20 protein-coding genes are annotated in these 26,260 nt (G+C 66.1%); 7 read left to right on the forward strand and 13 right to left on the reverse strand.

Going from position 1 to position 26,260, the window contains the following annotated elements; genetic code table 11:
• Window positions 1-4: 4 nt before the first annotated feature.
• Window positions 5-631, reverse strand: coding sequence for a rhomboid family intramembrane serine protease (locus G5A07_RS08860; RefSeq protein WP_010486760.1), 627 nt, complete (start codon window positions 629-631; stop codon window positions 5-7).
• 7 nt (window positions 632-638) lie between these two features.
• Window positions 639-2,204, reverse strand: coding sequence for an oligopeptide:H+ symporter (locus G5A07_RS08865; protein WP_049409328.1), 1,566 nt, complete (start codon window positions 2,202-2,204; stop codon window positions 639-641).
• A 162-nt stretch (window positions 2,205-2,366) separates the two neighbouring features.
• Here G5A07_RS08865 and G5A07_RS08870 point away from each other — a divergent pair, with 162 nt between their 5' ends.
• Window positions 2,367-3,215, forward strand: a complete 849-nt coding sequence (locus G5A07_RS08870) for an endonuclease/exonuclease/phosphatase family protein (RefSeq protein ID WP_191863176.1) — start codon at window positions 2,367-2,369, stop codon at window positions 3,213-3,215.
• A gap of 60 nt (window positions 3,216-3,275) precedes the next feature.
• Here G5A07_RS08870 and G5A07_RS08875 read toward each other — a convergent pair whose 3' ends face one another.
• A complete protein-coding gene (locus G5A07_RS08875) occupies window positions 3,276-3,887 on the reverse strand; it encodes a superoxide dismutase (protein ID WP_005410310.1) in 612 nt (203 codons plus the stop codon).
• Window positions 3,888-4,107: 220 nt separating this feature from the next.
• On the opposite strand from G5A07_RS08875, the gene G5A07_RS08880 reads away from it, so the two are divergent.
• Together G5A07_RS08880 and G5A07_RS08885 are read left to right on the forward strand one after the other, a co-directional pair.
• Window positions 4,108-4,560 (forward strand): ribonuclease domain-containing protein, encoded by a 453-nt coding sequence (locus G5A07_RS08880; protein ID WP_191863177.1) that lies wholly within the window; start codon window positions 4,108-4,110, stop codon window positions 4,558-4,560.
• Window positions 4,560-4,973: a barstar family protein gene (locus tag G5A07_RS08885; RefSeq protein ID WP_049482374.1), complete on the forward strand. Its 414-nt coding sequence runs from the start codon at window positions 4,560-4,562 to the stop codon at window positions 4,971-4,973. The genes G5A07_RS08880 and G5A07_RS08885 overlap by 1 nt, the downstream gene beginning before the upstream one ends.
• 142 nt (window positions 4,974-5,115) lie before the next feature.
• On the opposite strand, the gene G5A07_RS08890 is transcribed toward G5A07_RS08885, so the two are convergent.
• Both G5A07_RS08890 and G5A07_RS08895 read right to left on the reverse strand, forming a co-directional pair.
• Window positions 5,116-6,882 (reverse strand): hypothetical protein, encoded by a 1,767-nt coding sequence (locus G5A07_RS08890; RefSeq protein WP_191863178.1) that lies wholly within the window; start codon window positions 6,880-6,882, stop codon window positions 5,116-5,118.
• Between the two features lie 10 nt (window positions 6,883-6,892).
• Window positions 6,893-7,492: an NfuA family Fe-S biogenesis protein gene (locus G5A07_RS08895; protein ID WP_010486746.1), complete on the reverse strand. Its 600-nt coding sequence runs from the start codon at window positions 7,490-7,492 to the stop codon at window positions 6,893-6,895.
• 90 nt (window positions 7,493-7,582) lie between these two features.
• Between G5A07_RS08895 and G5A07_RS08900 the strand changes: the two genes are divergently transcribed.
• From G5A07_RS08900 to zupT, 3 genes are all read left to right on the forward strand, one after another.
• Window positions 7,583-7,933 (forward strand): 4a-hydroxytetrahydrobiopterin dehydratase, encoded by a 351-nt coding sequence (locus G5A07_RS08900; RefSeq protein WP_005417612.1) that lies wholly within the window; start codon window positions 7,583-7,585, stop codon window positions 7,931-7,933.
• Window positions 7,930-8,346 (forward strand): energy transducer TonB, encoded by a 417-nt coding sequence (locus tag G5A07_RS08905; protein WP_049453082.1) that lies wholly within the window; start codon window positions 7,930-7,932, stop codon window positions 8,344-8,346. Before G5A07_RS08900 ends, G5A07_RS08905 begins: the two co-directional genes overlap by 4 nt.
• A gap of 98 nt (window positions 8,347-8,444) precedes the next feature.
• Window positions 8,445-9,254, forward strand: coding sequence for a zinc transporter ZupT (gene zupT, locus G5A07_RS08910; protein ID WP_010486740.1), 810 nt, complete (start codon window positions 8,445-8,447; stop codon window positions 9,252-9,254).
• Between the two features lie 102 nt (window positions 9,255-9,356).
• Here zupT and G5A07_RS08915 read toward each other — a convergent pair whose 3' ends face one another.
• Window positions 9,357-10,331 (reverse strand): RluA family pseudouridine synthase, encoded by a 975-nt coding sequence (locus G5A07_RS08915; protein WP_191863179.1) that lies wholly within the window; start codon window positions 10,329-10,331, stop codon window positions 9,357-9,359.
• A 407-nt stretch (window positions 10,332-10,738) separates the two neighbouring features.
• Between G5A07_RS08915 and rne the strand changes: the two genes are divergently transcribed.
• Window positions 10,739-13,993 carry a ribonuclease E gene (gene rne, locus G5A07_RS08920; RefSeq protein WP_191863180.1) on the forward strand — a complete coding sequence of 1,085 codons (3,255 nt, stop codon included), beginning with the start codon at window positions 10,739-10,741 and terminating at the stop codon, window positions 13,991-13,993.
• Between the two features lie 177 nt (window positions 13,994-14,170).
• Here rne and G5A07_RS08925 read toward each other — a convergent pair whose 3' ends face one another.
• From G5A07_RS08925 to G5A07_RS08955, 7 genes are all read right to left on the reverse strand, one after another.
• Entirely contained in the window at window positions 14,171-15,058 is an 888-nt protein-coding gene (locus G5A07_RS08925) for an endonuclease/exonuclease/phosphatase family protein (RefSeq protein WP_191863181.1), read from the reverse strand.
• Between the two features lie 2 nt (window positions 15,059-15,060).
• Window positions 15,061-18,228: a discoidin domain-containing protein gene (locus G5A07_RS08930; protein WP_191863182.1), complete on the reverse strand. Its 3,168-nt coding sequence runs from the start codon at window positions 18,226-18,228 to the stop codon at window positions 15,061-15,063.
• Complete coding sequence (locus G5A07_RS08935) at window positions 18,225-19,061, reverse strand: carbohydrate ABC transporter permease (protein WP_006378064.1); 837 nt, start codon at window positions 19,059-19,061, stop codon at window positions 18,225-18,227. Before G5A07_RS08935 ends, G5A07_RS08930 begins: the two co-directional genes overlap by 4 nt.
• The gene (locus G5A07_RS08940) at window positions 19,058-19,939 is read right to left on the reverse strand and encodes a sugar ABC transporter permease (RefSeq protein ID WP_005410323.1); all 882 of its coding nucleotides are present in this window, start codon (window positions 19,937-19,939) and stop codon (window positions 19,058-19,060) included. Before G5A07_RS08940 ends, G5A07_RS08935 begins: the two co-directional genes overlap by 4 nt.
• A complete protein-coding gene (locus G5A07_RS08945) occupies window positions 19,936-21,276 on the reverse strand; it encodes a sugar ABC transporter substrate-binding protein (protein ID WP_019336630.1) in 1,341 nt (446 codons plus the stop codon). The genes G5A07_RS08940 and G5A07_RS08945 overlap by 4 nt, the downstream gene beginning before the upstream one ends.
• Window positions 21,277-21,280: 4 nt before the next feature.
• The gene (locus tag G5A07_RS08950) at window positions 21,281-22,885 is read right to left on the reverse strand and encodes a glucoamylase family protein (protein WP_010486724.1); all 1,605 of its coding nucleotides are present in this window, start codon (window positions 22,883-22,885) and stop codon (window positions 21,281-21,283) included.
• Between the two features lie 248 nt (window positions 22,886-23,133).
• A complete protein-coding gene (locus tag G5A07_RS08955) occupies window positions 23,134-26,190 on the reverse strand; it encodes a TonB-dependent receptor (protein ID WP_049408975.1) in 3,057 nt (1,018 codons plus the stop codon).
• Between the last annotated feature and the right edge of the window lie 70 nt (window positions 26,191-26,260).

Here is a 26,260-nt window from a genome sequence, read left to right on the forward strand (position 1 = left end):
GCCATCAACCGCCGCCGAGGCGGAAGGTCGGGTTGGAAAGCTCGCGCAGGAAGTGGGTGAAGATGCTCGGCTGCATGGCCAGCATGAAGATCACGCCGAACGCCGCGCCCGCCAGGTGGGCGCTGTGGTTGATGCGGTCACCGCCGCGCTTGTCCATCCAGATGCTGTAGCCGACGTAGAACGCGGCGTAGACGATGGCCGGCGCCGGGATGAAGAACACCAGGATGATCGACCACGGCTTGATCAGGATGAAGGCGAACAGCACCGCCGACACCGCCCCGGACGCACCCAGGCTGAGGTAGTTCGGGTTCTTCTGGTTCTTCAGGTAGCTGGGCAGGATCGAGACCAGCAGCGCACCGATGTAGAACGCCGGGTAGGTCAGGTAGCTGCCGGTCAGCTGCACCATCACGCTCTCGATGAATCCCCCGAAGAAGAACAGGGTGATCATGTTGAAGATCAGGTGCGACCAGTCGGCATGGATGAAGCCATAGGTCACCAGCCGGTCGTACTGGCGGTGACGGTCGATGGCCGGCGGCCACAGGATCAGGCGGTCGGCCAGCTTGCGGTTGTTGAACGCCATCCACGACAGGATGGCGGTGATGGCGATCAACAGCAGATTGACGGGGGTCATGTCAGGCTCAGGCGCTACGGTAGTTGTCGACCATACGATAGCGTTTTGCGTACCAACCGAAGGCCAACGCCGCGACGAAGGCGAAACCGGCGAAGAAGAACATCAGGAATGCCGCCTCGCTCAGGCCGGTACTGGCGATCTTGTGGGTCACCACGTCATTGCGCACGGCTGCATTGGACAGCAGCACCCACAGGTTGCCGATGGTGGTGGTCAGGTTCCAGAAGCTCATGACCACACCCTTCATGGCCTGCGGCGCCTGGCTGTAGGCGAACTCCAGGCCGGTGGCCGAGACCAGCACCTCACCGAAGGTCAGCAGCGCGTACGGCAGCATCTGCCAGAAGATCGACATGGCGTTGCCCCCGTCCATCACCACCTGGATGCCGCCGACCACGATCCAGGCCAGGCCGCTGAAGGCGATACCGGCGGTCATGCGGCGCAGCGCGGTCGGCTCGAAGCCGAAGCGGCGCAGGGCCGGGTACAGCACCAGGTTGTTGAACGGGATCAGGATCATCACCAGCAGCGGGTTCAGCGCCTGCATCTGCGAGGCGGTGAACCAGCTCGGCATCTGCATCTGCTGGCCCTGCAGGACCCAGGTCGAGGCCTTCTGGTCGAACAGCGAGAAGAACGGCGTGGTCAGCGCGAAGATCACCAGCACGCGCAGCACCGAGCGCACGCCTTCCACGGCTTCGGCCGGATGCTGGCCACGGGCACGCTCCAGCTGCAGCCAGGTGCCGCCGCCGATGCCCGCCAGGATCGACACCAGCGCCAGGCACAGGCAGATGACGATGCCCAGCGAGCCGACCAGGCTGAACGAGGCTGCTGCCAGCACCAGGCCGAGCACGGCGATCACCAGGCCCGGACGGCCCTGGCCGGTCACGCGCGTGGTCAGTGCGGTACGCACCACGTTGGCGAACGAATGCGGATCCTTCGGCGGCAGCGGCACCAGCACGTAGCGCTTGCGGCCCAGCCAGAACACGAAGGTGGCGATGAACATCAGGATGCCCGGGATACCGAACGCCCACTGCGGGCCCCAGTTCTTCAGCACCAGCGGGATCAGCAGCGAGGCGAACAGCGAGCCGAAGTTGATGATCCAGTAGAAGGCGTCGAAGACGATCTTGGCCAGGTGCTTGTTGCTCTGGTCGAACTGATCACCCATGAACGAGGCCACCAGTGGCTTGATGCCGCCGGCACCGAGCGCGATCAGGCCCAGGCCGAGGAAGAAGCCCTCGCGGCTGTTCTCGAACAACGCCAGGCACAAGTGGCCGGCGCAGTAGACCAGGCTGAACCAGAGAATGGTGTGGTACTTGCCGAAGAACCTGTCGGCCAGCCAGCCTCCGAGCAGCGGGAAGAAATACACGCCGATCATGAAGCTGTGCATGATGTCCTTGGCTTCACCGGCACGGCCTTCCGCAGTGATTTCCTGCAGCAGCAGCGAGGTGATCAGGAACTGCACCAGGATGTTGCGCATCCCGTAGAAACTGAACCGCTCGCAGGCCTCATTGCCGATGATGTACGGGATCTGGCGCGGCATCTTTCCCTGGCCGGCGATGGGGGCAACTGCGTCGTGGCTCATCCTGTAAGGCAATCCTGCAAAGCGAAAGGCGCAAGATTACCGGAAGCAGGGCTTGCGAAGCACGCTGCAGGGCTGCATGACAACGGTGCCAATCCATGGCAGACACCGCATGCCATGCCGGAAGTCACGGCACCTGCACGACAAAAGCGTAAACTTATCGTTATGCGCCCCCTCTCCCCCGCCCGTCTCCTGCTCAGTTGCCTGGTGCTGCTGATGGCGTTGCAGGCGCAGGCGCGGCCGCAGGCACCGGCCACAACGGCCAGCGAAAGCGAGCCCCGCCAGCTGACCGTGGCCGCGCTGGAGCTGCCCAGCCGCGATGATGCGCAATGGAAGTTGCGCCGCGAACAGGTCGCACAGTTGCTGACCGACCTGCAACCGGACGTGATCTCGGTGCAGCAGGTGCTGCAGCAGCAGGGCCGCAACCCGGCCTGCTGGCTCGCCACCCGGCTGCGCTACAGCTGCGACTTCGTTACCGCCGATCCGCCCAGCCAGCCGTTGCGGCATGGCAACGCGATGCTGACCCGGCTGCCGGTCAGCGAGGATGGCGTGACCCTGCTGCACCCACCCGGCATCTTCAGCGCCGCCGGCATGATGCGGCTGAAGCTGGGCGAGGCACTGGTCAACATCTATGTGGCACGGCTGCGCCCGGACCCGGACGAGGCCACCGCCCGCCAGCATCAGACCAGCGACCTGATGACCTGGATCGGCGCCACCGCCGAGGGCATGCCCAGCCTGATCGCCGGCGATTTCTCGGCAACCACCGTCGAGCTCGTGCGCAGCACCCCGGGGTTCCAGCCCGCCCGGCGCAATCCCGGCGGTCGCGTCGAGGCGCCTGCGGCCAGTGGTGGCGGCAGCAGCGGTCATGGCCTGGATGTGCTGTTCCAGGTCAAGCACTTCGGCGGCATCCGCCAGCAGCCGATCCTGCTGCCGGCCGACGGCGACCTGCCCGGCCTGCGCCTGGGCGTGATGGCCACCCTGCGCCTGCAGGGTGATACCGCCACTACCGAATGACTCCTGCAACAGAAAAGGCCGGGTTTTCCCCGGCCTTCTCCGTTCATCCCATCACCGCGATCAGGCGATCGCTTCCTGGTAACGGCGCTCGACCTCGTTCCAGTCGATGACGTTGAAGAACGCGCCGATATATTCCGGACGGCGGTTCTGGTACTTCAGGTAGTACGCGTGTTCCCACACGTCCAGGCCGAGGATGGGGGTGTTGCCTTCCATCAGCGGGCTGTCCTGGTTACCGGTGCTCTCGACCACGACCTTCTTGTCCGGGGTCACGCTCAGCCAGGCCCAGCCGCTGCCGAAACGGGTCAGCGCAGCCTTGGTGAAGGCGTCCTTGAACTTGTCGAAGCCGCCCAGGTCCTTGTCGATGGCCTTGGCCACGTCGCCCACCGGGTTGCCGCCAGCATTCGGAGCCATCACGGTCCAGAACAGCGAGTGGTTGGCATGGCCGCCACCGTTGTTGCGCACCGGACCCTGCAGGTTCTCCGGCAGCGACTTGAGCTTCTTCACCAGTTCCTCGACCGGCAGGTCAGCGTACTCGGTGCCTTCCAGCGCCGCGTTGACGTTGTTGATGTAGGTCTGGTGATGCTTGGTGTGATGGATTTCCATCGTCGCCGCATCGATGTGCGGTTCCAGCGCGTCGTAGGCGTAGGACAGCTTGGGCAGGGTATAGGCCATGATGCATCTCCTGATTGCGAGGGCACCCGACGGTGTCGGGCGTTGCGCGGTGAATGATGGGGACAGACCGCCAGATTACCAAGGGGGATGTAAAGGAAATTGCGTCCTGCCAGTGAGCACGACGGCAATTGTTACGCAGCAGTGACGCGATGCCATCCTCATGCACCGTGCAGCGCGCAGGCGCTACAGTGCCTGCATCGCCCTCGCCCGCTCCTTGCCCATGCGCAACCCCCGGCTGCTGATCACCGCCATCGCCCTGCTGCTGCTCGGCCTGGTCGTCAACCACTTCATGCAGCGCCCGCCGGCGCCGCAGTTCGCGCCGGACCTGCAGGGTGGGCCTGCCGCGCGCGCGCCGGCCATGATCACGCCCAGCAAGGACAACAGCCTGCCCGCGTTCCTGCCCGCTGAAGCCCGGCAGACCATCGCCCTGATCCAGCATGGCGGCCCGTTCCCGCACCGCCAGGACGGCAGCACGTTCGGCAACCGCGAGCAGCAGCTGCCGCAGCGCCCGCGCGGCTACTACCGCGAATACACCGTCGATACCCCCGGCGCCCGCACCCGTGGCACGCGCCGCATCGTCACCGGCGGCGATCCGCCGGAGGCGTGGTACTACACCGACGACCACTACGAATCGTTCCGCAGCTTCACCGTACCGGCCCAGGGAGCGCAGTGATGAGCCACGATGATTTCGGCCTCGGCCTGCACGACATCAACAATGCTGGCGTCTACGCCATCGACAGCGACGACATCGGCGCACTGGCCGCAGCGATGCGCGATGCCGGGCTGAAGGTGATCCGCATCGATCTGGAAGGCGTGGGCGACAAGCGCACCCTGCTCGCCCGGCTGGCCGCACAACTGGATTTCCCGACCGGCTTCGGCGGCAACTGGGATGCGCTGTCGGACAACCTGCGCGACCTGCAGTGGCTGCCGGCCAACGGTTACGCGCTGTTCCTGGCCGATGTGGACACGTTGCGCGCCTCCACGCAGAAGGACTTTGACACCCTGCTGGACGTGATGGACGAAGCCAGCCGCGACTGGGTCGGCCGCGACGTGCCGTTCTGGGTGTTCCTCTCGCAGCGCGCGTAAGGTCAGTGCCCTGGTGGATGCCGACCTTGGTCGGCATGCGCTGATGCCTCGGTAGAGGCCGACCTTGGTCGGCGCTTCTGTGCCAACCAAGGTTGGCACCTACCCAAGCGCGAGCCGGCCACTGTGTGGCGCCCCGCCTTGCCTAGCGGCTCCCGTTGTCTTCCTGCAGTTCCTTCTTGAACGGGATGTCCGGCGGCGGTCGCGCCACGGCCGGCTGGTCCTGCATGTTCGGATTGGTCAGGCCGCAGCCACCACCGGCCTGCAGGATCGAGATCACGCAGGAGATCCTCGTACTGGTACCCGGCAATGGAATCTCCATTGCCTTGACTCCCTTGCGCACCCACTCGGCCAGCAGCGATTCCTGCGGGACCCAGTACTTGTCGAACGAAGTGGGCGTGTAGTCGTAAGGCGGTCGCTTCAACCAGGTGCCCGATTGCGCGATGCGTTCCTTGCTCCAGCCATCGTTGGCACCACCGGGCGCACCGCGCTCGGCACGACCCTCGCCTTCCTGGCCCGGCACACGCACGCTGCCATCGGCATTGAACAGGCCACTGCCCTCGCCGGTGGTGCTGGCCTGGCGGGCACCCTTGTCAGCGCCGTCATGGTTGCGGCTCGATGCACCCCAGTCATCACCCTTGGCGGGCGTGGCCCAGTTGCCCGGATTGGGGGCCGGGCGCGCTCCTGCCTGAGCCGGGGTCGTGCTGGATGCAGCAGGCCGCGTAGTGCTGCTGCTCGCCTGCGTCGCGCTGCCATTGGCTGCCGGCGCGGGTGTTGCCGCGGGTGCATTGCCACTGGAAGACGAAGGGGCTGCGGCCGGTGCCGAGGCTACTTCGCGCTCGCGCACCTGTACGTCACGACCCGCCGGCGCACGCACCGCCGGATCACGACCGGCAACGGTTGCCATCCGCACCTGCGGATCGACCACCGCCTGCACTTCACGCTCGCGCACCTGCACGTCGCGCTGCGGCACGCGCACCTGCACATCGGCCGTGCGCAGCGGCTGCGACACCGCCGGTGCATCGACCGTACTGACCTCGCGCTCCTGCACCTGGATGTCACGCAGCTGCGGCGTCCGCACCGCGATCTCCGGCGCACGCAGTGCGGTTGGGGTTGGCGGCGCCTGCACCGGCTGCACGCTGCGCTCGCGCACTGTGGGCGTGGTGTCACGCGGCACGATGCTGACCTCGGTGCGCGGCACGCTGACCGGCGGTACCACGAAATCCGTACTGGCCTGCGCTACTTCGGTGGCCTGCACCGGCGAGGGTGGCGGGGCCGCAAGCGGGGCCGGCTCGGCTTCGGCCGGCGGCGACGGCACGCTGGCTGTCGGTGCTGGAGCCGGCGCGGGTGCAGGCGCCGACGCGGCCGCAGGACGTGGCTCAGGTGCCGTCGCTGCCCCTGCCTCCTGGCCGGCGGCAACCTGACCCGCCGGTGCAGCCGCAGCCGCTTCGGCACCCGGCTGATCGCCACCACCTTCCTGGCTGGCGCGACCGACGAATTCCACCTGCACACGCTCGCCTTCGGCGCCCTCTGCTTCCGGTGCCGTGGTGCGGATCACCGCAACCCACAGCAGCAGCATGAAAAACAGCAGGTGCAGCAGCGCGCTGGCAAACGCCGAGGTCCAGCGCATCCAGCGCTGATCGCGCGGCGCAGCGTCCCAGTCCTGCCAGAACAGCCGTCGCAGCGACTGCCACGGTGACAGCCGGGGCGATTGACCCGGCGGCCCAGGCAGCGGGCGCGGCAGCAATACCGCAATCACTTCGCGGGCGTGGAACGGCCGCGGCAGCGGGCCCAGCGAGCGCAGCCACAGCGCCCAGCCATAGGGCAGGCGCGTAGACTTCTCGAGGACGGCGCGTGGCTGCTGGCGGGCCAGCAGCAGTTCGATGAGTTGCTCGGCCCGGGTCAGAGGCACGCGTCAGCGGTCAGGCGACGTTGCCGCGCGGGATGTACGGCGCGTGGCCGCTGTCGTGGTCGGTCGCGTCGCGCACGGCGGTCACGCCCGGCACGCGGCCCATCAGAGTCTTCTCGATACCCTGCTTGAGCGTCACGTCGGCCATGCCACAGCCCTGGCAGCCACCACCGAAGCGCAGCAGCACCACGCCGTCGGCCGAAACTTCCTGCACGGCCACCTTGCCGCCGTGCGAGGCCAGCTGCGGATTGACTTCGTTCTCCACCACCCAGTGCACGCGCTCGACCAGCGACGCGGCATCGCCGGGGGCCTCGCCCTTGATGCGCGGTGCCTTGATGGTCAGCTGCTGGGTACCGGCGGTGCCGGCGACGATGTCGATCTCGGCGCCGTCGAGCCAGCCGACGCTGCTCGCATCGACGTAGAGGGTGAAGCCATCGCAGTCCACCGCCCACTCGTCACCGAGCAGGTCGGTCGGTTCGGCGAATTCCAGCCGGGCATCGGCGCGCGGGGTACCGGGGTCGACCGCGCTCAGGCGCACGCCCATGCCGGGCACGCCCTCGCGTTCGATCAGCTTGCGGAAATGGGTCTGGGCAGTGTCGGAGATCTGGATCATCAGGCTATTCTAGCCAAGTAAGCGTCAGCCGCTCATTCGGTTTATACACCGTCCGGCGCATTGTTCAGTCAACACGAGGTGGAGATTCCCATGGCCGACCTGATTCCACTGGCCCAGGCCCGTTGCGTGCCGCGCAAAGGCAGCGACCACAAGCTTGGCGAGGCCCGCCTGGCCGAACTGCTGCCGCAGGTTCCCGGCTGGGAGCTGAGCGAGGGCGGGCAGGCCCTGACGCGCACCTTCCGCTTCAAGGATTACTACGCCACCATGGCCTTCGTGAACGCGCTGGCCTGGATCGCCCATCACGAGGACCACCATCCGGACCTGGGCGTGCACTACGACCGCGCGGTCGTGCGCTTCTCCACCCACGATGTGGGCGGCCTGAGCGAGAACGACTTCATCTGCGCGGCAAAGACTTCGGCCCTGACGGAGCAACTGCCATGAACGTACGTTTGCTGAGCCTGTTCCTGATCGCTGCGACCGGCCTGGCCGGCTGTGGCCCGTCCGAACCACCGGCACCACCACCGCCGCCGCCGACCGAAGTGGCCGCGGTGAAGACGCCGCCGCCGCAGTACCCGCTTGAGCTGGCCTGCATGGGCGTGGGCGGCACCAGCACCTTCAAGGTGACCATCGGGGCCGACGGCAAGCCGAGCGAGGTCGCGCTGTTGACCGGGGCCGGCAACCCGCAACTGGACGAACTGGCCAGGACCGCCGTGCAGGGCTGGCAGTTCAAGGCCGCCACCCGCAACGGTGCTGCAGTGCCGGCCACCATCCAGGTACCGGTCAGCTTCAACCCGCCGCAGCCGAAGCCGGACCAGTGCTTCGCCATCGAAGAACGCCTGCGCCGCGGCGGCTGATCGCCCGCGCCCCGACGAGGCCAGCCGACGCCCGCCTCGCCCTCGCCGCCCCGGCCTTGCCCGGGGCGGTTGTCTATTGACCAGGACCGCGTCGGTACATGCTGCAGATTCCTCCCGAAAACATCTGGATCGCACTGGCGGTCACTCTTGCGGCCGGCCTCGCCACCGCCATCGGCAGCCTGCTGGTGCTGTTCTCACGGCGCCCCAACCCGCGCCTGCTGGCGTTCGGCCTGGCCTTCGCTGGCGGCGCGATGGTCTATGTGTCGCTGTCGGAGATCCTCAACAAGTCCATTGCTTCGTTCGCACTGGCCTATGGCGAGCGCACCGGCTTCACCTACGGCACCCTGGCCTTCCTGCTGGGCGTGATCGTGATCGTGCTGATCGACCACTTCATTCCCAACCCGCACGACAGCCTGGACAAGCAGGACCCCGCGTTCCGCGAGAACAGCCGCGAATACCTGAAACGGGTCGCGCTGCTGACCTCGGTCGCGATCACCGCGCACAATTTCCCGGAAGGGCTGGCAACCTTCTTTGCCACGCTGGAAAGCCCATCGGTGGGCATGCCACTGGCCTTCGCCATCGCCATCCACAACATTCCCGAGGGCATCGCGATCGCGGTGCCGGTGTACTTCGCCACCCAGAACAAGTTCTATGCGTTCAGTGCCAGCCTGCTGTCCGGCCTGGCCGAACCGGTGGGCGCGGCGCTGGGCTACTGGCTGCTGTCAGGATCGTTGTCGCACGCCACGTTTGGCTGGGTGTTCGGACTGATCGCCGGCGTGATGGTGTTCCTTGCGCTGGATGAGTTGCTGCCGGCAGCCAAGCGTTATGCCAAGGGCCACGAAACCGTGTATGGCCTGGTGGCCGGCATGGGCACCCTGGCGATCAGCCTGGTGCTGTTCAAGTGGTGAGGGACTCCCGGCTCGCCCTGTAGAGTCGAGCCACGCTCGACTGCTCTCCGGTCGGCTCGCGCGGAACGCCAGTCGAGCATGGCCCGACTCTACAAGGGTTCCTTACTTCAGGCGGTCCAGCGCCTCGGCCAGCTCATCGGCCAGCGGCGCATTGAGCACATACGGGGTCTTGCCGTCGTCCAGCGCGAACTCCAGCGAAGCCGCGTGCAGGAACAGGCGTTTCAGGCCGATCTGCTCACGAAGCCGCTTGTTGACCGCCGGATCGCCGTATTTGTCGTCACCGGCCACTGGATGCCCCAGATGCTGGGCATGCACGCGGATCTGGTGGGTGCGGCCGGTCTCGATACGCACCTCGCAGTATGAATGGCCGCCACGACGTTCCACTACCCGGAAGTGGCTGATCGATTCCTTGCCGATCGCATTGACCTGCACATGGCGCTCGCCGCCCTGGCGCAGGCCCACGTGCAGCGGCGCGTCGACCGTCATCACGCCATCGGGCATGCGCCCGGTCAGCAGCGTCAGGTAGCGTTTGCGGATGCCAGCGCCGTGGTCTTCACGCAACAGGGCCTGCAGTTCGCTCAGCGCCGAGCGCTTCTTGGCCACGATCAGCAGGCCCGAGGTGTCGCGATCCAGCCGGTGGACCAGTTCCAGGGTCTGCCCCGGGCGCAGCGCGCGCAGGGTCTCGATAGCGCCGAAGCTGATGCCGCTGCCGCCGTGGCTGGCCACGCCGGTGGGCTTGTTCAGGGCCAGCAGGCGGGCGTCCTCGAAGACGATGGCCTGCTCCAGGCGGCGCATGAACGCCTCCGGAGGACCGGTCTTGTCTCCCTCTTCACTGAGACGGACCGGCGGCACACGCACCTCGTCACCCGCCTCCAGCTTGCGTTCGGCCTTGGCACGGCCGCCATTCACCCGTACCTGGCCGCTGCGCACCAGCTTGTAGACCAGGCTGCGCGGGGCGCCCTTCAGCTGGCCAAGCAGGAAGTTGTCCAGGCGCTGGCCGGCGCGGTCGGCGGGAACGGTGATCATGCGCACGGAAGGCTTGTCGCCAGCGGGTTTGGTCGGGTCTTGGGCGGTCATCAGGCTGTTTATTCTGTTACACTCGGGGGGCGAGATAAGGGATTGATTTCGTTGGAAGTTACTCAGGGCCAGAAGCCCAGCTTCCGACGAATCCGGCACAGTGCGCGACCACCGCCCGCGGGGCGGCCATGTTAGCGGCTCACCGGCCTTCCCGGCCATCGCCGGATGCCTGACACGCAACCGTGCTGAACATGTCCCGCGTGGCGCTCCAGCCTGGCTGACAGCTGCCTGCGGCCTGTAACACCCCAAAACCCATAAGAGTGAAGCGCTCCCGCGGCCTGCCGTGGTGTCGTAGCGCTGGAAACCCAAGCCGCCCTCCCCGCGCTTGCGCGAATGGGCGGCGAACCGTGTCCAGAGGCGAAACCCCATGGCGTTCCGCGCGGTAGCCGCTTGCGAGGAACGCAACAATGAAGCGAATGCTGATCAACGCCACGCAGGCTGAAGAGCTGCGTGTTGCCATCGTGGATGGCCAGTCGTTGTATGACATCGACATCGAACAGCCGTCGAAGGAACAGAAGAAGTCCAACATCTACAAGGGCCGGATCTTCCGCATCGAGCCCTCGCTGGAAGCGGCCTTCGTCGAGTACGGTGGTGGCCGCCATGGCTTCCTGCCGCTGAAGGAAATCTCCCGCGACTACTTCCAGGCCGGTGTCGACCACAACAAGGCCGGCATCCGCGAACTGCTGAAGGAAGGCCAGGAGATCGTCGTCCAGGTCGACAAGGAAGAGCGTGGCAACAAGGGCGCTGCCCTGACCACGTTCATCTCGCTGGCCGGCCGCTACATGGTGCTGATGCCGAACTCGCCCAGCGCCGGCGGCGTGTCCCGTCGCATCGAAGGCGAAGACCGTGCCGCCCTGAAGGACGCCCTGGACAAGCTGAACATCCCCGACGACATGGGCGTGATCATCCGTACCGCCGGCGTCGGCCGCGATGCGGAAGAGCTGCAGTGGGATCTGGACTACCTGCTCAACGTCTGGCGTGCCATCGCCGAAGCCGCGCTGAGCAAGCCGGCCCCGTTCCTGATCTACCAGGAATCGCGCCTGATCGTGCGCGCCCTGCGTGACTACCTGCGCGCCGACATCGGCGAGATCCTGGTGGACACCGAGGAGATGTACGAGCACGCCCGCGAGTTCATGCAGCAGGTGATGCCGCAGACCCTGCGCAAGCTCAAGCATTACAAGGACGACATCCCGCTGTTCAACCGCTTCCAGATCGAATCGCAGATCGAAGGCGCCTACGAGCGCAACGTGCGCCTGCCGTCGGGCGGCTCGATCGTGGTCGACCAGACCGAAGCGTTGACCGCCGTCGACGTGAACTCCTCGCGCGCCACCAAGGGCAGCGACATCGAGGACACCGCGTTCCAGACCAACCTGGAAGCGGCCGAAGAAGTGGCCCGCCAGCTGCGCCTGCGTGACCTGGGCGGCCTGGTGGTGATCGACTTCATCGACATGGCCTCCAACAAGCACCAGCGCGAAGTCGAGAACCGCCTCGCCAACGCGCTGAAGTACGACCGCGCGCGCGTCCAGGTCGGCCGCATCTCGCGCTTCGGCCTGCTGGAAATGAGCCGCCAGCGCCTGCGCCCGAGCCTGGGCGAGTCCAGCCAGATCGTCTGCCCGCGTTGCGACGGCCACGGCCGCATGCGCAGCGTCGAGTCGCTGTCGCTGTCGATCATCCGCGTCGCCGAAGAACATGCGATGAAGGAAAACACCGGGCAGGTGCTGGTCCAGGCCCCGGTGGAGATCGCCAACTACCTGTTGAACGAAAAGCGCAGCGCCCTGCGCGAGATCGAGCAGCGCCACGAGGCGCCGATCGTGATCGTCGCCGACGAGCAGCTGCACACCCCGCACTACACCGTCACCCGCCTGCGCGAGAACGAGCTGGGTGAAGAGAGCAACAAGCCCAGCTACCAGCGCGGCACCCCGCGCAAGTTGCCGGTGCACGCGCTGACCAAGGGCCAGCTGAACATCCCGCCGCCGGCGGTGACCCAGGTCAAGCACACCTCCCCCGCCCCGGTGCGCGAGGAAGTGGAGCCGGCCGCAACTGCCCCGGCCCCGGTCGTGGCAGCGCCGGTGGCGCCGGTCCCGAGCGGCGGCGTGATCGGTTGGCTCAAGCGCGTGTTCGGTGGCGAACCGGCCCCGGCGCCGGCGCCGGCAGCCCCGGCTGCACGCCAGCAGCAGGACGGCGGCCGCAAGGACCGCAACAAGGATCGCAACAAGGACCGCAAGGACCGTCGCGATGACAATCGTGGCAACGGCAACGCGCAGCAGCAGAAGGACGGCGGCAACCGCAAGGACCGCGGTGAGCAGCGCAAGGATGGCCGCAACGGCAACAACGGCAATGCCCAGTCGCAGCCGCAGCAGGGCAAGCAGAAGGAGCCGCAGCAGAAGGATGGCCAGCAGCAGCCGCAGCAGCAGAACAAGCCGCGCAACGAGCAGCAGGGCCAGAACCAGAACCAGCAGCAGCCGAAGCTGAAGCAGCCCAAGCAGCCGCGTCCGCAGCAGCAGGACGGTGACAAGCCGGCCGAGAAGCCGCAGCGCGGTGCCGCCGATGCACCGGTCGACGCCGTGACCGCGGCAGCAGCTGTGGCCGCCACGGCCGCCGCCGCCAATGGGGTGGCCGCACAGGAAGCCACTGCACCGGTCGCCCCGGTGTCCGCCGCTCCGGCGGACGCCGCAGTAGCGGTCGAGACCGGTGCCAACGAGGCCGAGGTGGTTGCGGTTGCCGGTGACGAGGCCGCAACCGACGCCAATGGCGAGCAGGCAGGCGAAGGCGCGACCCGCCGTCGCCGTGGCCGTCGTGGTGGCCGTCGTCGTCGTCGCGGTGGCGCCGAGAACGCCGCTGGCAGCGACGCTCTGGGTGATGACCAGGACGAGGGTGATGACAGTGATGACGCCGACGGCGCCGAGCCGAACGTCGACAGTACTGCCGGCACTGCGCCGGTCGCTGTTGCGCAGCCGGCCCGTTCGCAGCCGGAGTTCGACTTCGATGACGAAGTCGAGCCGGTCGTTGCCGACGCCGCGAAGCCGGTCCGTGCTGCCGCCGCCGTCGCCGCCGCACCGGTTGCCGTGGTGAGCAGCGCCGTGGTCGAAGCCGCCGCCCCGGTCGTGGCTGAAGTGCAGGCCCCGGTCGAAGCTGCTGCGAAGACCGAAGCGGTGTCCTCGCCGGTGCAGACCAGCATGCTCGATGCCATCGACGCCGCGACCCCGGCCCAGCCGGTAGCCGCTGCCGCGCCGGTGATCGAAGTCATTGCGCCGGTGACCGAAGCACAGCCGGTCGCGGTTGAAGCAGCCCCGGTGGCTGAAGCCGCTCCGGTGATCGAAGCGAAGCCGGCGGCGGTCGAAGCTGCGCCGGTGGTTGAAGCCAAGCCGGAGATCGTTGAAGCCACTCCGATGGTTGAAGCCAATCCGGAGGCCGTTGAGGCTGCGCCGGTGGTTGAAGCCAAGCCGGTCGTCGAACCCGTCGTAGCCGCCGAACAGCCGGTCGCTCCGGTGGCGGTGGAAGCCGCGCCGATCGAAGCCGCTGCCCCGGTCGCCGAAGCGGTGGTGACGCCGTTGATCGACCCGGTCGCCGATGGCCATGCCGACGCTGCAGCCCAGGCTGCAGAAGCCAAGGCCGACGAAGAAGACGAAGAGACTGCCAAGCGCACGCCGCCGGCGAACTGATCGCTCTTTGATCGCATGAAAACGAAACGGCGGGGATCAATGATCCCCGCCGTTTTTGTTTGTGCCTCGGGCGCGTGCAGCGCTCTGGAAGAGGCCGACCTTGGTCGGCGCCGTTGTTGGAGCGGACGCGGACACGTCCGTGCCAACCAAGGTTGGCACCTACCGAAGCGTGCTCCGTCAGGGTTTCGGCGCGAACTGCAGACGGGTCCACACGCCGTAGTGGTCCGAGGCCCAGCGACCGCTGTCATCGGGCTGGTCGAACAGGAGCTTGGCCTCACGCGCGACCATCTCGTCCTGCTGGAAGAAGATGTGGTCGATCCGCGAGGGTGCCTGGTAGTAGTGCCGGTTCAATGTACTGACCCCGGCCAGGTCAGTGTTGACGTGCACGCTGCCGTAGCTGTCGCCGTAGTGGCTGCGCAGCTCGCTCAGGTCACCAGCATCCACCAGCGCATTGAAGTCGCCGGCGATCACCACCGGAGCACCGGCCGACGTTGCAGTGATGAAGCGCAGCAGGTCCTCGACCTGGCTGCGGCGGATGCGCTGCCCGCTCTCGTCACTGCGCTCGTTGAGGTGCGTGGCATAGACGTTCACCGGCGTGCCATCGACGTCGATGCGCAGGTGAGCAACCGTGCGGTAGTCGTCCAACGGCTGCAGCAGATGATCCCCCTGGGCGAGGATCGGCCGCCGCGTCAGCAGCGCATTGCCGTAGCGCTTGGGCGCCCCAACCGGATCGGTGGACACGAACACGTGCCTGTAGCCGAGTTGGCTGGCCAGCCATTGCGCCTGGTTGCGCACGTTGCGGCGCTGGATCACCTCCTGCAGGGCAACCGCATCCGGCTGCAGGCGCTTGAGTTCGGCCAGAATGGTGCGGCGCCGGCCCGGCCAGTCTTCGCGGTCATGATGCAGGTTGAAGGTGACCATGCTCATGCCCGGCGCGCTGGCAACGTCGGGCGCCGCGGTCGTGGCAGCCGGTTCGGCCGCCATCAACACGCCCGGCAATGCCAATGCAATGGCCAGCCCCAGGGCACGCACCGATGTGCGCACCCTCGCCCCCTGCTGCTTCATCGTTACTGTCCCTTGCGCTCGGCGCGGCGCACCGCGCTCGGCACTTCGATCTCGATCCGCGCCGGCAGCTGGTGCACGTGCAGTTCCTTGTTGATCCACTCGGCGGCTTCGCCGTTGACCGTCACCTCGCCCGGATCACCCGCGTACGGCCATGGCAGCACCACGCCCCCCACCGGCGGCACCAGGCCCGGCTGCACCTCCAGCACCAGCTGCTTGTCGCTGCGCTGCAGGCGGTAATTGAGCTGGCCCTGTGGCGTACGCAGGCCCTGCACCGCGACACCCTCACCCTGCAGCCACGCGCTCGGTACGCCGGCGGCCAGCACCAGCGCATCGTCCATGTCACGGTTGTAGGCGAACATGTCCAAGGCCGAGCGCACGAAGTCCGAGGCCACCCAGGCATGCGGCAGGTCACCGACGAAGAACGGCTTGCGCGGCGTGCGCGAGACCACTTCGGCCCACTGGTTCCAGGCCTGCGGTGCGCGGTCCTTGAAGAAGAACTCGGTGGCCTGCCAGGCGCGGTCGCGCCAGCCCAGGCGCACGAACGCGGCCACGTTGCGCCATTCGTACGGGGTGTAGTCCTTCCACTCGCGCTTGCCATCGCGCCGCGCGACGAACTCGTTCCAGTAGCGTTCGAAGGTCGCCTCCAGGGCCTGCTGCGGCAGTCGGCCCTGCTCGCCGCCAGGCGCCAGTGCGATCGTGGTCGAGGTCGCATCGAAATCGCCCAGCTCGGCCGAGCCCGGCAGGTAGTCGATGCTGTGCTGCTGCATCGCCGACAACAGCGAGGCCTGCAGGTCATCCCTGAACTGGTCGCGCGATTCGGCAATCTGCATCGCCTCGACCTTGCCCAGCTGGGTCGCCAGCAGCGCCGCGTCCTTGTAGCCGCGCAACGCCCAGAAGTTGTCCCAGTACGAGTGCATCGGCTTGGCCGAATAGCCTTCGTGGCTGATCGAGGCCGGCATCATCCCGTAGAACGCCGGGTTGCGCGCGCGGTTCTCTTCAGTGCGCTCGCTGGCGCGCAGCTGCTCCATGTAGGTGAAAGCGCCCTGCACGTGCGGCCACATCAGCTCGGTGAAGGTGCTGTCGCCGGTGTAACGCCCGTACTCGGCGATGCTGTAGATCAGCTCGCCATGGCTGTCGTTCTCCGGCACCGGATCACTGCCGCGCGCATCGACGCAGCACGGCACCTTGCCGTTCTCGAACTGGTACGGCGCATACCAGTTGATGTAGTCACGCACCGCATCGCTGCGGCCCATGCGCAGCAGGCCCTCGGAAATCATCGCGCCATCGCGGATCCAGCTGCGCGCATACGAACGCGTGCCCGGCTGCAGCCGCGGCCCGACCCGCGAGATCAGCATGTGCGCGACCGCCGTGCGCAGGGTGTCGACCAGCGGTTGGCCTGCAGCGGGCACCTGCAGCGAGACCACGCCCAGCTTCTTGCGCCATTGTTCGGCCACCTGCGCCTGCGCCTTGGCCACGTCCAGCGCCTGCGGCGCCCAGCCACCGGTCTGTGGCAGCACCACCGCCACCTCGCGGCTCTGGCCAGGCTCGAGCTTGATCGTATAGATCAACGCGCCCGACGCCATGCCGGTGCTGTCCTTCACCGCGGTCTCAGCCGGGTACTTGCCGTCCGCCAGATGCATCGCATCGAGCTTGCCATCGAACGTACTGGCAAAGCGCGCGTCCGGCACCTGCAGCGGGTAGATGCGCGGCTCACCGTTGACCCGCACCAGCTGCTCGCCCACATCCAGTGCATCGATGCGGCTGAAGCCACCGACGGTGTTGAGGAACTGCGTGGGCGGATTGACCTGCCACGGACGGATCGCCAGTGCCAGGGTGTATTCGTGTGCGACCTTGTCCGGATTGCTCAGCCGGTAGCGGCCGATCAGCTGCGCGCGCTCCGGCGTGCCCTGCACGAAGCCGGTCACCGCCAGGCCAACCTTTTCATGCACCCAATCGACGTTGGCGATCGGCAGGTAATGATCCTGCAGCGACTGGGTGATCGCCACCTTCGACCAGTCCAGCAGCTTGCCATCGAGGCGGATGAACGGTTCGATGCTGAAGCTGCCCTTGGCCGGCTCCAGTGCGCCGTCCTCGCTGATCAGCGCCTGTTCCTGGCCGCCATCGAGGCCGAGCAGGGTCCAGTACGGCTGCTCACCCACATAGGCACGTGGCAGCGAGCCGCGTGGCAGGTCGGCGGCGACCGAGGAGAGGAAAGCGTTCGGGGTGGCGGCAAAGGCCAGCGGCTTGAGCGTGATGTCACGGATGCCATAGCGCCAGTTCGGCCCGTCCTGCAGATCGAAGCGCACGTAGCGCGCATCGGTGTCCGGCAGCGCCAGCCAGTCGCGGCCACCGGCACCACTGGTCACTTCACGCACGGTACGCCAGTCACGGCCATCCTCGGAAGTGCGCACGGTATAGCGGCGGGCTTCCAGATTCGGCAGCCAGTCGATCACCGCACCGCCGATCTCGCGGCTCTTGTGCAGGTCCAGGCTGATGGTCTGCTGCTTGACGCCACCACTGATCCAGAACGTATCGCTCTTGCCGTCGATCATGCGGTCCTGCAGCGCGGTGGCGGTATCGGCAATCACCGATGGCACCAGCGCCGAATCATCCTGAGCTGGCAGGCCCTGCAGGGTCAGCTTGTCGAAGCACACCGTGCCGCGGCCGCCGACCTTGCTGTAGATCGTGAACTCGACCGCAGCACTGCGTGCCATCTCCTTCTCGGGCGAGGGACCCCACGCCTTGTCGATCTGGCGGCGGCGGTACTCGACCGGCGTCCACGCCCTGGGGAAGCTGTAGCCGGGCCGGTTGACCCACCAGACGTTGTCGCCACTGGTATCGATCAGCTTGAACTGCAGGTCGTTGCCCGGCGAATCACCGCGCAGCTGGAAACCGAAGCGGTAATTGACCGGGTATTCGATGTTCAGCGCGCGACGGATGCCGACGTAGCCGGAGACATCGTGGAAGTCATAGTCCAGGCACAGCGCGCGGCCACCACCGGCGCCGCTGACCGGCCGCAGCGAACCGCTGACCTGGTCGGACAGCACCAGCTTCCAGGCCGCGATGTCGTCGAAGTCGTCCAGCACCTTCGGTGCCGGCAGCGCCGGGGGTGCGGCGATCGCCAGGGAGGTCCACAACAGGCCCAGTCCAACGGCGATCGCTCGCTTCATCCCTTGACGCTCCCCAGCAACAGACCTTGGATGTAGTACCGCTGCAGCACCAGGAACAGCGCCAGCACCGGGACCACGGTGACCACCGCGCCGGCCATCATCATTTCCACGTCCATGATGTGCTCGCGCGAGAGGGTGGCCAGCGCCACCGGCAAAGTGTAGTGCTCCTGATCGGTCAACACGATCAACGGCCACATGAAATCGTTCCATGCCCCCATGAAGGTGAAGATCGCCAGGGTCACCAGCACGGGCTTGAGCATCGGCAGCACGATCTGGAAGAAGATGCGCAGCTCCCCTGCCCCGTCGATGCGGGCCGCTTCCAGCAGCTCGTCCGGAATCGAACGCGCGTACTGCCGCACCAGGAAGATGCCGAACACGCTGGCCAGCGCCGGCACGATCACGCCGCCGAAGCTGTTGACCAGGCCCAGCTGCTTCATCAGCAGGAACAGCGGCAGCATCGCCACCTGCGCCGGAATCACCAGCGCCGCCATCAGCACCTGGAACAGGCGCTCGCGGCCGACGAAGTTCAGCTTGGCGAAGGCATAGCCGGCCATCGTGTTGAGCAGCAGCGAACCCAGCGTGATACCGACCGACACCAGCAGGCTGTTGGCGAAGTTGCCGCCCATGCCGGTGCGCGCGAACAACTCATGGTAGTTGCGCGTGGTGATGCTCGATGGCAGCAGCGGCGGCGGGAAGTGGGTCGCCTCGCCCTGCGGCATGAACGAGACCGAGAGCATCCACAGCAGCGGCGCCAGGCTGACCAGGGCCAGCACCAGCAACGCACCATTGATCAACCACGGGTACCAGCGCGACTGGCCGATTTCACGACTCATACCAACTGCCTCTTGCGGCCGAAACGCAGCATCACGGTGGTCACCGCCAGGATGATCAGGAACAGCAGGAACGCCACTGCGGAGGCGCGCCCCAGGTTCCACCACTTGAAGCCTTCCTCGAACATGAAATACAGCACGCTGACGGTGCTCTGCAGTGGGTCGCCGCGGGTCATCACGTACGGTTCGGCGAACAGCTGGAAGTAGCCCGACACGGTGATCACGCCGACCACCAGCAGCACCGGGCCGAGCATCGGCAGGGTGATGTGCAGGAACTGCTTCCAGCGCGAAGCACCGTCGATACGGGCCGCCTCGTACAGGTCATGCGGGATGGCCTGCAGGCCGGCCAGGAAGATCACCATGTTGTAGCCGAAGTTCTTCCACACCGCGAACAGCATGATGGTCGGCATCGCCCAGTTGGGATCGCCCAGCCAGTCGATCGGACTGATGCCCAGATGGCCCAGGCCGTAGTTCACCAGGCCGTAGCTGGTATGGAACAGGTAGCGCCAGATCACCGCCACCGCCACCAGCGTGGTCACCACCGGCGCGAACAGGGCGGTGCGGAACAGCGCCTTGAAGCGTGCGGCCGGTGCATTCAGCAGCATCGCCGCACCCAGCGACACGCCAATCGACAACGGCACGCCGATCAACACGAAGTAGGTGGTGTTCCACAGCGACTTCCAGAACATCGGCGTCTGCAGCAGGTCGATGTAGTTGCCGAGGCCGACAAACCGCAGGTTGCTGCTGTCAGCCAGGGCATACAGGTCGAAGTCGGTCACGCTCAGCGCCAGCGCCGAAGCCACCGGCAGGCCGAAGAACACGCCCAGCACGATCAGCGAGGGACCGGCGAAAATCCAGCCGGCAAGCGAAGTACGTTTCATTGCGCGCTCCCGGCGGCCACGGCACTGCTCGATTGCGGCGACGGCACGCGCTGCTGCAGGCGTTGTTGTTCATGCATCCAGCGGCGCTTGGTCAGCACCTTGTCCACGCGCTGGTCCAGCTCTTCCACGGCCTTGTCCTGCGCCAGGCCACCACGCACCACCTTCTCGGTGACGATGCGCATTTCCTGCACGATGCGCTCCCACTCAAGCACCTTCGGCGTCGGCTTGACCCGCTCCAGCTGGTCACGGAACGCAGCGGCCAGAGGATCATTGGCCAGCGACGGTGCGTTCCAGGTACTGCGACGCGGCGGCAGGTCGCCGATGATGGAATGGAAGCGGGCCTGGATTTCCGGGCGCGACAGGAACTCGATCAGCCTCCAGGAGGCTTCCTTCTGCTGCGACTTGCGGAAGATCACCAGGCTGGTGCCACCGGCAATACCGGCGCCCGGACCGTCCGGACCCGGCAACGCGGCCGTGCCCCACTGCCCTTCCAGCTCCTTGGGCTGCAGCTTCTTGAACTCGCGGATGTTCCAGGGGCCGGAGATGTAGAACACATTGAAGCCACGGAAAAACTCGTCCCAGACGTTGGAGATCTGCGTCTCGGACATCTTCGGCGCCCAGCCCTGCTCGAACATGTTGGCGTAGAAGGCCAGCGTGCGGCGGAACCCCGGGCTGGCGAAATTGCCGCGCGTGTCATCGTCGCGCAGCAGCGGATCGGGCTGCTGCAGCGCCAGCGACAGCTGCTGCTCGAACTCGTTGATCGGCATCAGCACCGCATAGCGGTTCGGGCCCTGCATGCGCTTGATCGCCGCCATCTGTTCGTCCCACTCCTGCCACGTGCGCGGCGGGTGGTCGTAACCGGCCTTGGCCAGCAGATCCTTGCGGTAGAAGATCAGGCGCGTATCGACATACCACGGCACGCCCACCAGCTCGCCGTGGATCACATTGGTATCCCAGATGCCTTGGAAGTAGTCCTTCGGGTCGACCACGGCCGAGCGCTGCACGAACGGCTGCAGCGGCGTCAGCGCATCAAGCTCGGCGAACTCCGGTACCCAGGTGTTGCCCAGCTGGCACACGTCCGGCAGGCCGTCGGCGGCGAACGCGGTCAGCAGCTTCTCGTGCGCGGCCGTCCACGGGATGTTCTGCACATCCACCTTGATGCCCGGATTCTCGGCCTCGAACTCATGGATCAGCTCGCTGACCACCTCCGCCTCGCGGCCCATCGCCCAGAAACGTACGGTGGTGGTGCCCGGATCGGTACGGGCACAGCCGGCCACGGCCAATGCGGCCAAGGCAGGCAGCGCCCAGCGGCGCAGGCGGTCGATCCAGTTCGGCATCGGGTTACTTGCCCTGGCCTGTGGTGCGGTTGGCATTGTTCTTCTGTTCCTGCGCGGCAGCCGCGCGTGATTCGGCGATACCCACCGCGCGTGCCGCCGCGGCCTTTTCGTCTTTCTGCAGTTCCAGCGGCTGGAACGAACCTTCCGGTGCCAGCCAGCCACCACTGAACCCGGCCCGTTCCAGGCCCTTGCGGATGTACGGGTTCTTCTTCATGACTTCCCAGACGAAGTCATCGCGGTAGTTGGCGATCATGGTCAGGATCGGGCCCTGATCGATGGCGATGTAATCGCTGGCGACCCAGCCGCGATCCGGCACCAGGCGGCCGGTCTTGATCGGGATGTCGTAGTTGAAGCTGGGGTTGAATGAATCCAGGAAGCCGTAGCTGGAGTAGATGTAATCGCCAAAGCGCTTGTGCATCTCCAGCGTGGCCGGAATCACCTGCTCCGGCGCGAACACCACCGACGCGATCGCAGCGGTGGGAGCGATGGTGCCGTCATCGAAGTTCTCGCGCAGGCCGGCGCCGCGCGAGGAGTAATGGCGGAACTGGCGCTGCTCGCCGCGATAGTCCTGGGTGGTGTTCTGTGGTCCATCACTGGCGGTCAGGCCCCACACATTCTCGCCATACTCCTTCCACTGCATCGGGTTGGCGATGGCGTACTCGCGCTGGGCCAGTGCGGCCGAGCGGCTGTTGAGGAAGTAGGTGCTGCCGCGCTCGCGCATGTACGCATCCTGGATATCGCGGAAGTCGATCCAGACGTGGCTGTACTGGTGGCCGAACAGCGGGCCGAAGGACAGGTATTCCTGGCCCTGGTAGACGCCCCAGTCGTTGTCATAGGTACGCGTCCACACCGTCCACGCATCCGGGCTGACCGGGTGCGTCGGCGAGCCCAGGGCAAGGATGTAGACCATCATCGCCTCGTTGTAGCCCATCCAGTCGTGGTCGATGAAGCCGCTCTCGGGGAACCAGCCCATCGAGATCAGCGGTGCACGCTGCTGCAGCCACGGCCAGTCGACCTTCTTGTACAACGTGTCGGCGATCTGGCGGATCTCCTTCTCACGCGGATCGTCGCCGTCGTAGTACGACTGCGCGAACAGCACGCCCATCATCAGCAGCGCGGTATCCACCGAGGACAGCTCAACCCAGCTGTCGTAGCGACGCCCTTCCTGCATGTCCAGGAAGTGGTAGTAGAAGCCCTTGTAGCCGGCCTTGCCGGTGCGCTGCGGGCCCATCGGCACGTCGCGGAAGAACTTCAGCGTGGTCAGGGTGCGGTCGATCGCCTGGTTGCGGCTGACCCAGCCGTTCTCGATGCCGATCGGGTACGCGGTCAGTGCGAAGCCGACCGAGGCGATGCTGGCGAACGGCCGCGACGGATAGCGATCCGGGGTCAGGCCATTGATCTCGTTGGTGGTATCCCAGAAGAACTGGAAGGTACGACGCTCGATGTCATCGAACAACGGCGGCAGCACCGGCTTCATCGGCCGCGGCGGTGCGTCGGCCTCGATCAGGATCACCGGCGGCCGCGGCTTGGCAGGTTCCTGCTGGGCCGGCTGGCAGGCGGCCACGGCCAGGCTCAACGCTGCGGCGGACAACAGATGGCGTGCCTGCATGGCGCGATTTCTCCGGTGGTCTGATCGATGGGAAAGCATACCGTCCAATGATCTGAAATCGTTTACAAGATGCGTTCTGAAAAAACCACGAAAAACGTGGTTTGACACCGCGATCATTGCCCATGCCGCTGCCCCCTGGCCGGCAGCGGCATGGGCAATGGACCGGCGCGGGGCCGGCCATTGCCGTTTTCAAGCAGCCGATGCCGCCGGCGGAACGGCGGCATCGGGTCGTGCATCTACATCCGGGCTTAGAAGCGGAAGCCCACTTCGGCCTTGATCTGGCGCGGCGTACCGACGATGTCGCCGGTCTCGTTGTAGCTCGCGGTCAACTTGCCATTCTTGTAGTAGTTGTAGTTCGAGAAATTGTCGAAGTTGAACACGTTGATGATGTCGATACGCGCATACAGCTCGGTATCGCCCGGCATCTTGAACGTCTTCGTCGCCTGCAGGTCGACCGAGCGATAACCGAAGATCTTGCCACCCAGCAGGAACTTGCCGTTGCCACCCGGAACCGCCGCCATCGGGGTCGGCAGGTCGAAGCCATTGGCCTGCGGCACGCCGTACCAGTCGTTGATCGCGGTCGGGGTGGCCAGGGTGATCTTGCCACCGAAGGTGATGCCCCAGAAGCCCGCATACGAACCGGTCACCACCAGGCGGTGACGCGGCGCGCCGTTGGAGCGGATGGTCGGATAATCACCGATCACGCCACGGTCGAACGCGTAGTGCTCGTTGATGTCACGGTTGTGGCGGGCGGTGGTCCAGGTATAGGCGATGGAGGTGCCCCAGCCGCTTTCTTGGGTGAACGGCTTCTGCGCCGACAACAGGATCTGGGTAGCACGGGTCTTGATGCCCTGCTGGCCGATGATCAGGCTGCCGAAGCCCGGCACGTTGCAGCTCCACGCCTGGCCCAGACCGGCTTCGGTGCCACCGCACAGACGCGGATCGTCGAAGAAGTTGCCGGTCGGGTAGCGATTACCCAGGGTGAAGGCGAAGCCGTCATAGGTGAGCGTGCGCGAGATGGTGGCGTCGGTCAGCCAGTCGCCGATCTGATTGCTCATGCCCAGGCTGAACTGGTCAGCGTAGGGGACCTTCAGATTGTTGTTCAGCAGGTCGACTTCCAGGCCGGCATTGCTGGTCGAACCGACCAGGCTCTGGAGGTTGCCGATACCGTTGAGCAGATTCGGGTTCCAGTCATAGCACGCGGCGTTGCCCTGGAAGCACTGACCGGTTGCCGGATTGCGGAAGTAGATCGTCGGCTGCGGCAGGGCCAGCTTGGTGGTTTCCAGCTGCAGGTAGTCGAACAGGTCGCGGTCGTAGGAACGACCGGCACCGCCGTGGATCACGTGCTGCTCGTCGGCATTGATGTCATACGAGAAACCCAGACGCGGCTGCCAGGCATTCTTGAATGCCTTGCGGTTGTGGCCGTTGCTGATGTAATCGTTGATGTTCAGGCCGCTCAGCGCCAGCGTGTCGGCGTAGCTCTGGCCAGCGGCGGCACGCGGATCCTGCGCGAACAGCGCATTGACCACTTCCGGCGGGGTCACGAAGTCCAGATAGGACGGGTTCTTCTCGTAGTCCCAGCGCAGGCCGAGGTTCAGCTGCAGATGGTCGTTGACCTGCCAGTCATCCTGGATGAACAGACCGATCTGCTTCACCTTCGAGCGCACTTCGCCAGACACGCCGGACACGCCGGTGACCGGCTTCACGAACTGTGCCTTGTACGGGATGCTGTCCGGGAAGGTCGGGTTGTCGATGGTGTAGTAGAACTGCGGATTGATCTGCGCCGCATCGGAGGCGTACAGGTCGATCTGCTTGTACTTGGCACCCATCTTGATGGTGTGGTCGCCCGCCCACTCGATGCCATCCAGGGTCAGGTTGTCTTCGATCGACCAGCCCTTCTGGCCCTTCACCTGCGACGACATTGCCGAGGAACCACCGATCGAGACGATGGCGCGCTCCTCGCTCTTGCCGTCCGGCGCGGTGTAGTTGAAACCGTTGCCCATGCTCAGCGGCTTGGGATTGTTGAACGAGTCCTCGTGGGTAACCATCAGCTCGTTGTAGTAACGCTCACCGCTGTGGTTCCAGCGCAGCGCGTAACGACGGTCAGTGTTCTTGGTTTCCTTGCCGTGCATCGGCGCGGTCTGGTCCGAGAACTGCTGCTGGGTTTCATCACGGTCCTGGAAGGTCAGTTCCAGGCGATCGTTGTCGGTCGGCTCGAAGTCGACCTTGGCGAAGATCAGGTCCTGCTGGAACGGCTGGCTGGCCGGGCCCAGGCCGGCCTGGGCATCAGCCGGGACGCGGTTGGCCTTGTTGGTCACCGCACCATGCGGTGCGATGGTCACCGGCAGATCGAAGCGCTTTGCTTCATAGGTCACGAAGAAGTGGGCCTTGTCCTTGACGATCGGGCCGCCCAGGGCGAAGCCGTATTCCTTCTCGGCCGAATCCTCCTTGCCCTTGCCCGGCTGACGCTCGGCCGGGGTCATCGCGCGCATGCTGTCGTTGGTATAACGGTAGAAGGTTTCACCCTTGAACTCGTTGGTACCCGACTTGGTCGCGGCCGTGACCGCTGCACTGGACACCTGGCCGTACTCGGCCTTGTAGTTGCCGGTGATGACCTTGTACTCGCCGATGGCCAGCTGCGGGAACGGGTTACCGGCACTGCCGGACTGACCGGCCACGCCGCCGCCCTTGACGTAGCTCTTCTGGCCCACACCGTCGATGTAGACGTTGGTGCCGTCGGAGTTGGTGGCACCGCCGCGCAGCGAGGTGTTGCCCTTGGCATCGCGGGTGAAGATCATGCCCGGCACCGCGTCGGCGAACTCCAGGAAGTTGCGCGAGACCTGCGGGGTGGTCTGGATCTGCTGCAGGCTGACGGTCTTGCCGACTTCGGACGTGCGCACTTCCTGCAGCAGGGTCGGCGCGACGACGTTGACGGTGTCCAGGTTGGTGGCCGCGGTCGAACCCGGGGTGCTGCTGGCAGCGCCGGCAAAGTTCAGCGTCGCGGTCGAGGCCACGGTGACGGTGACCTTCTGCGACTGGCCGTTGGCGACCACGTCGTAGGTGCCTGGGTCCAGGCCCATCAGCGAGTAGCTGCCGTCGGCGCGGACGGTGCCGCGACGGACGGTGCCGGTGGCGACGTTGGTGGCGGTCACTTCGGCGCCGGCCTGGGCGCCGGATACCTGGCCGCGCAGGCTGGCATTGGCCGACTGCGCCATGACGTTCGGAGCGGCGGCCAGCATCAGGCAGCTGACCAGTGCGGTGCTCAGCAGCCGGCGTGCCGGCGTGCGGAAGGTGGTGTGCATCATCAACTCAATCTCCGGGTGGCGGTAACCGCTCGCGCGGTCCCTGCGATCAATCAAAAAAGAAGGAACGCCT

The sequence above is a fragment of the Stenotrophomonas sp. AS012628 genome (assembly GCF_010608305.1).
Classification (GTDB): domain Bacteria; phylum Pseudomonadota; class Gammaproteobacteria; order Xanthomonadales; family Xanthomonadaceae; genus Stenotrophomonas; species Stenotrophomonas geniculata.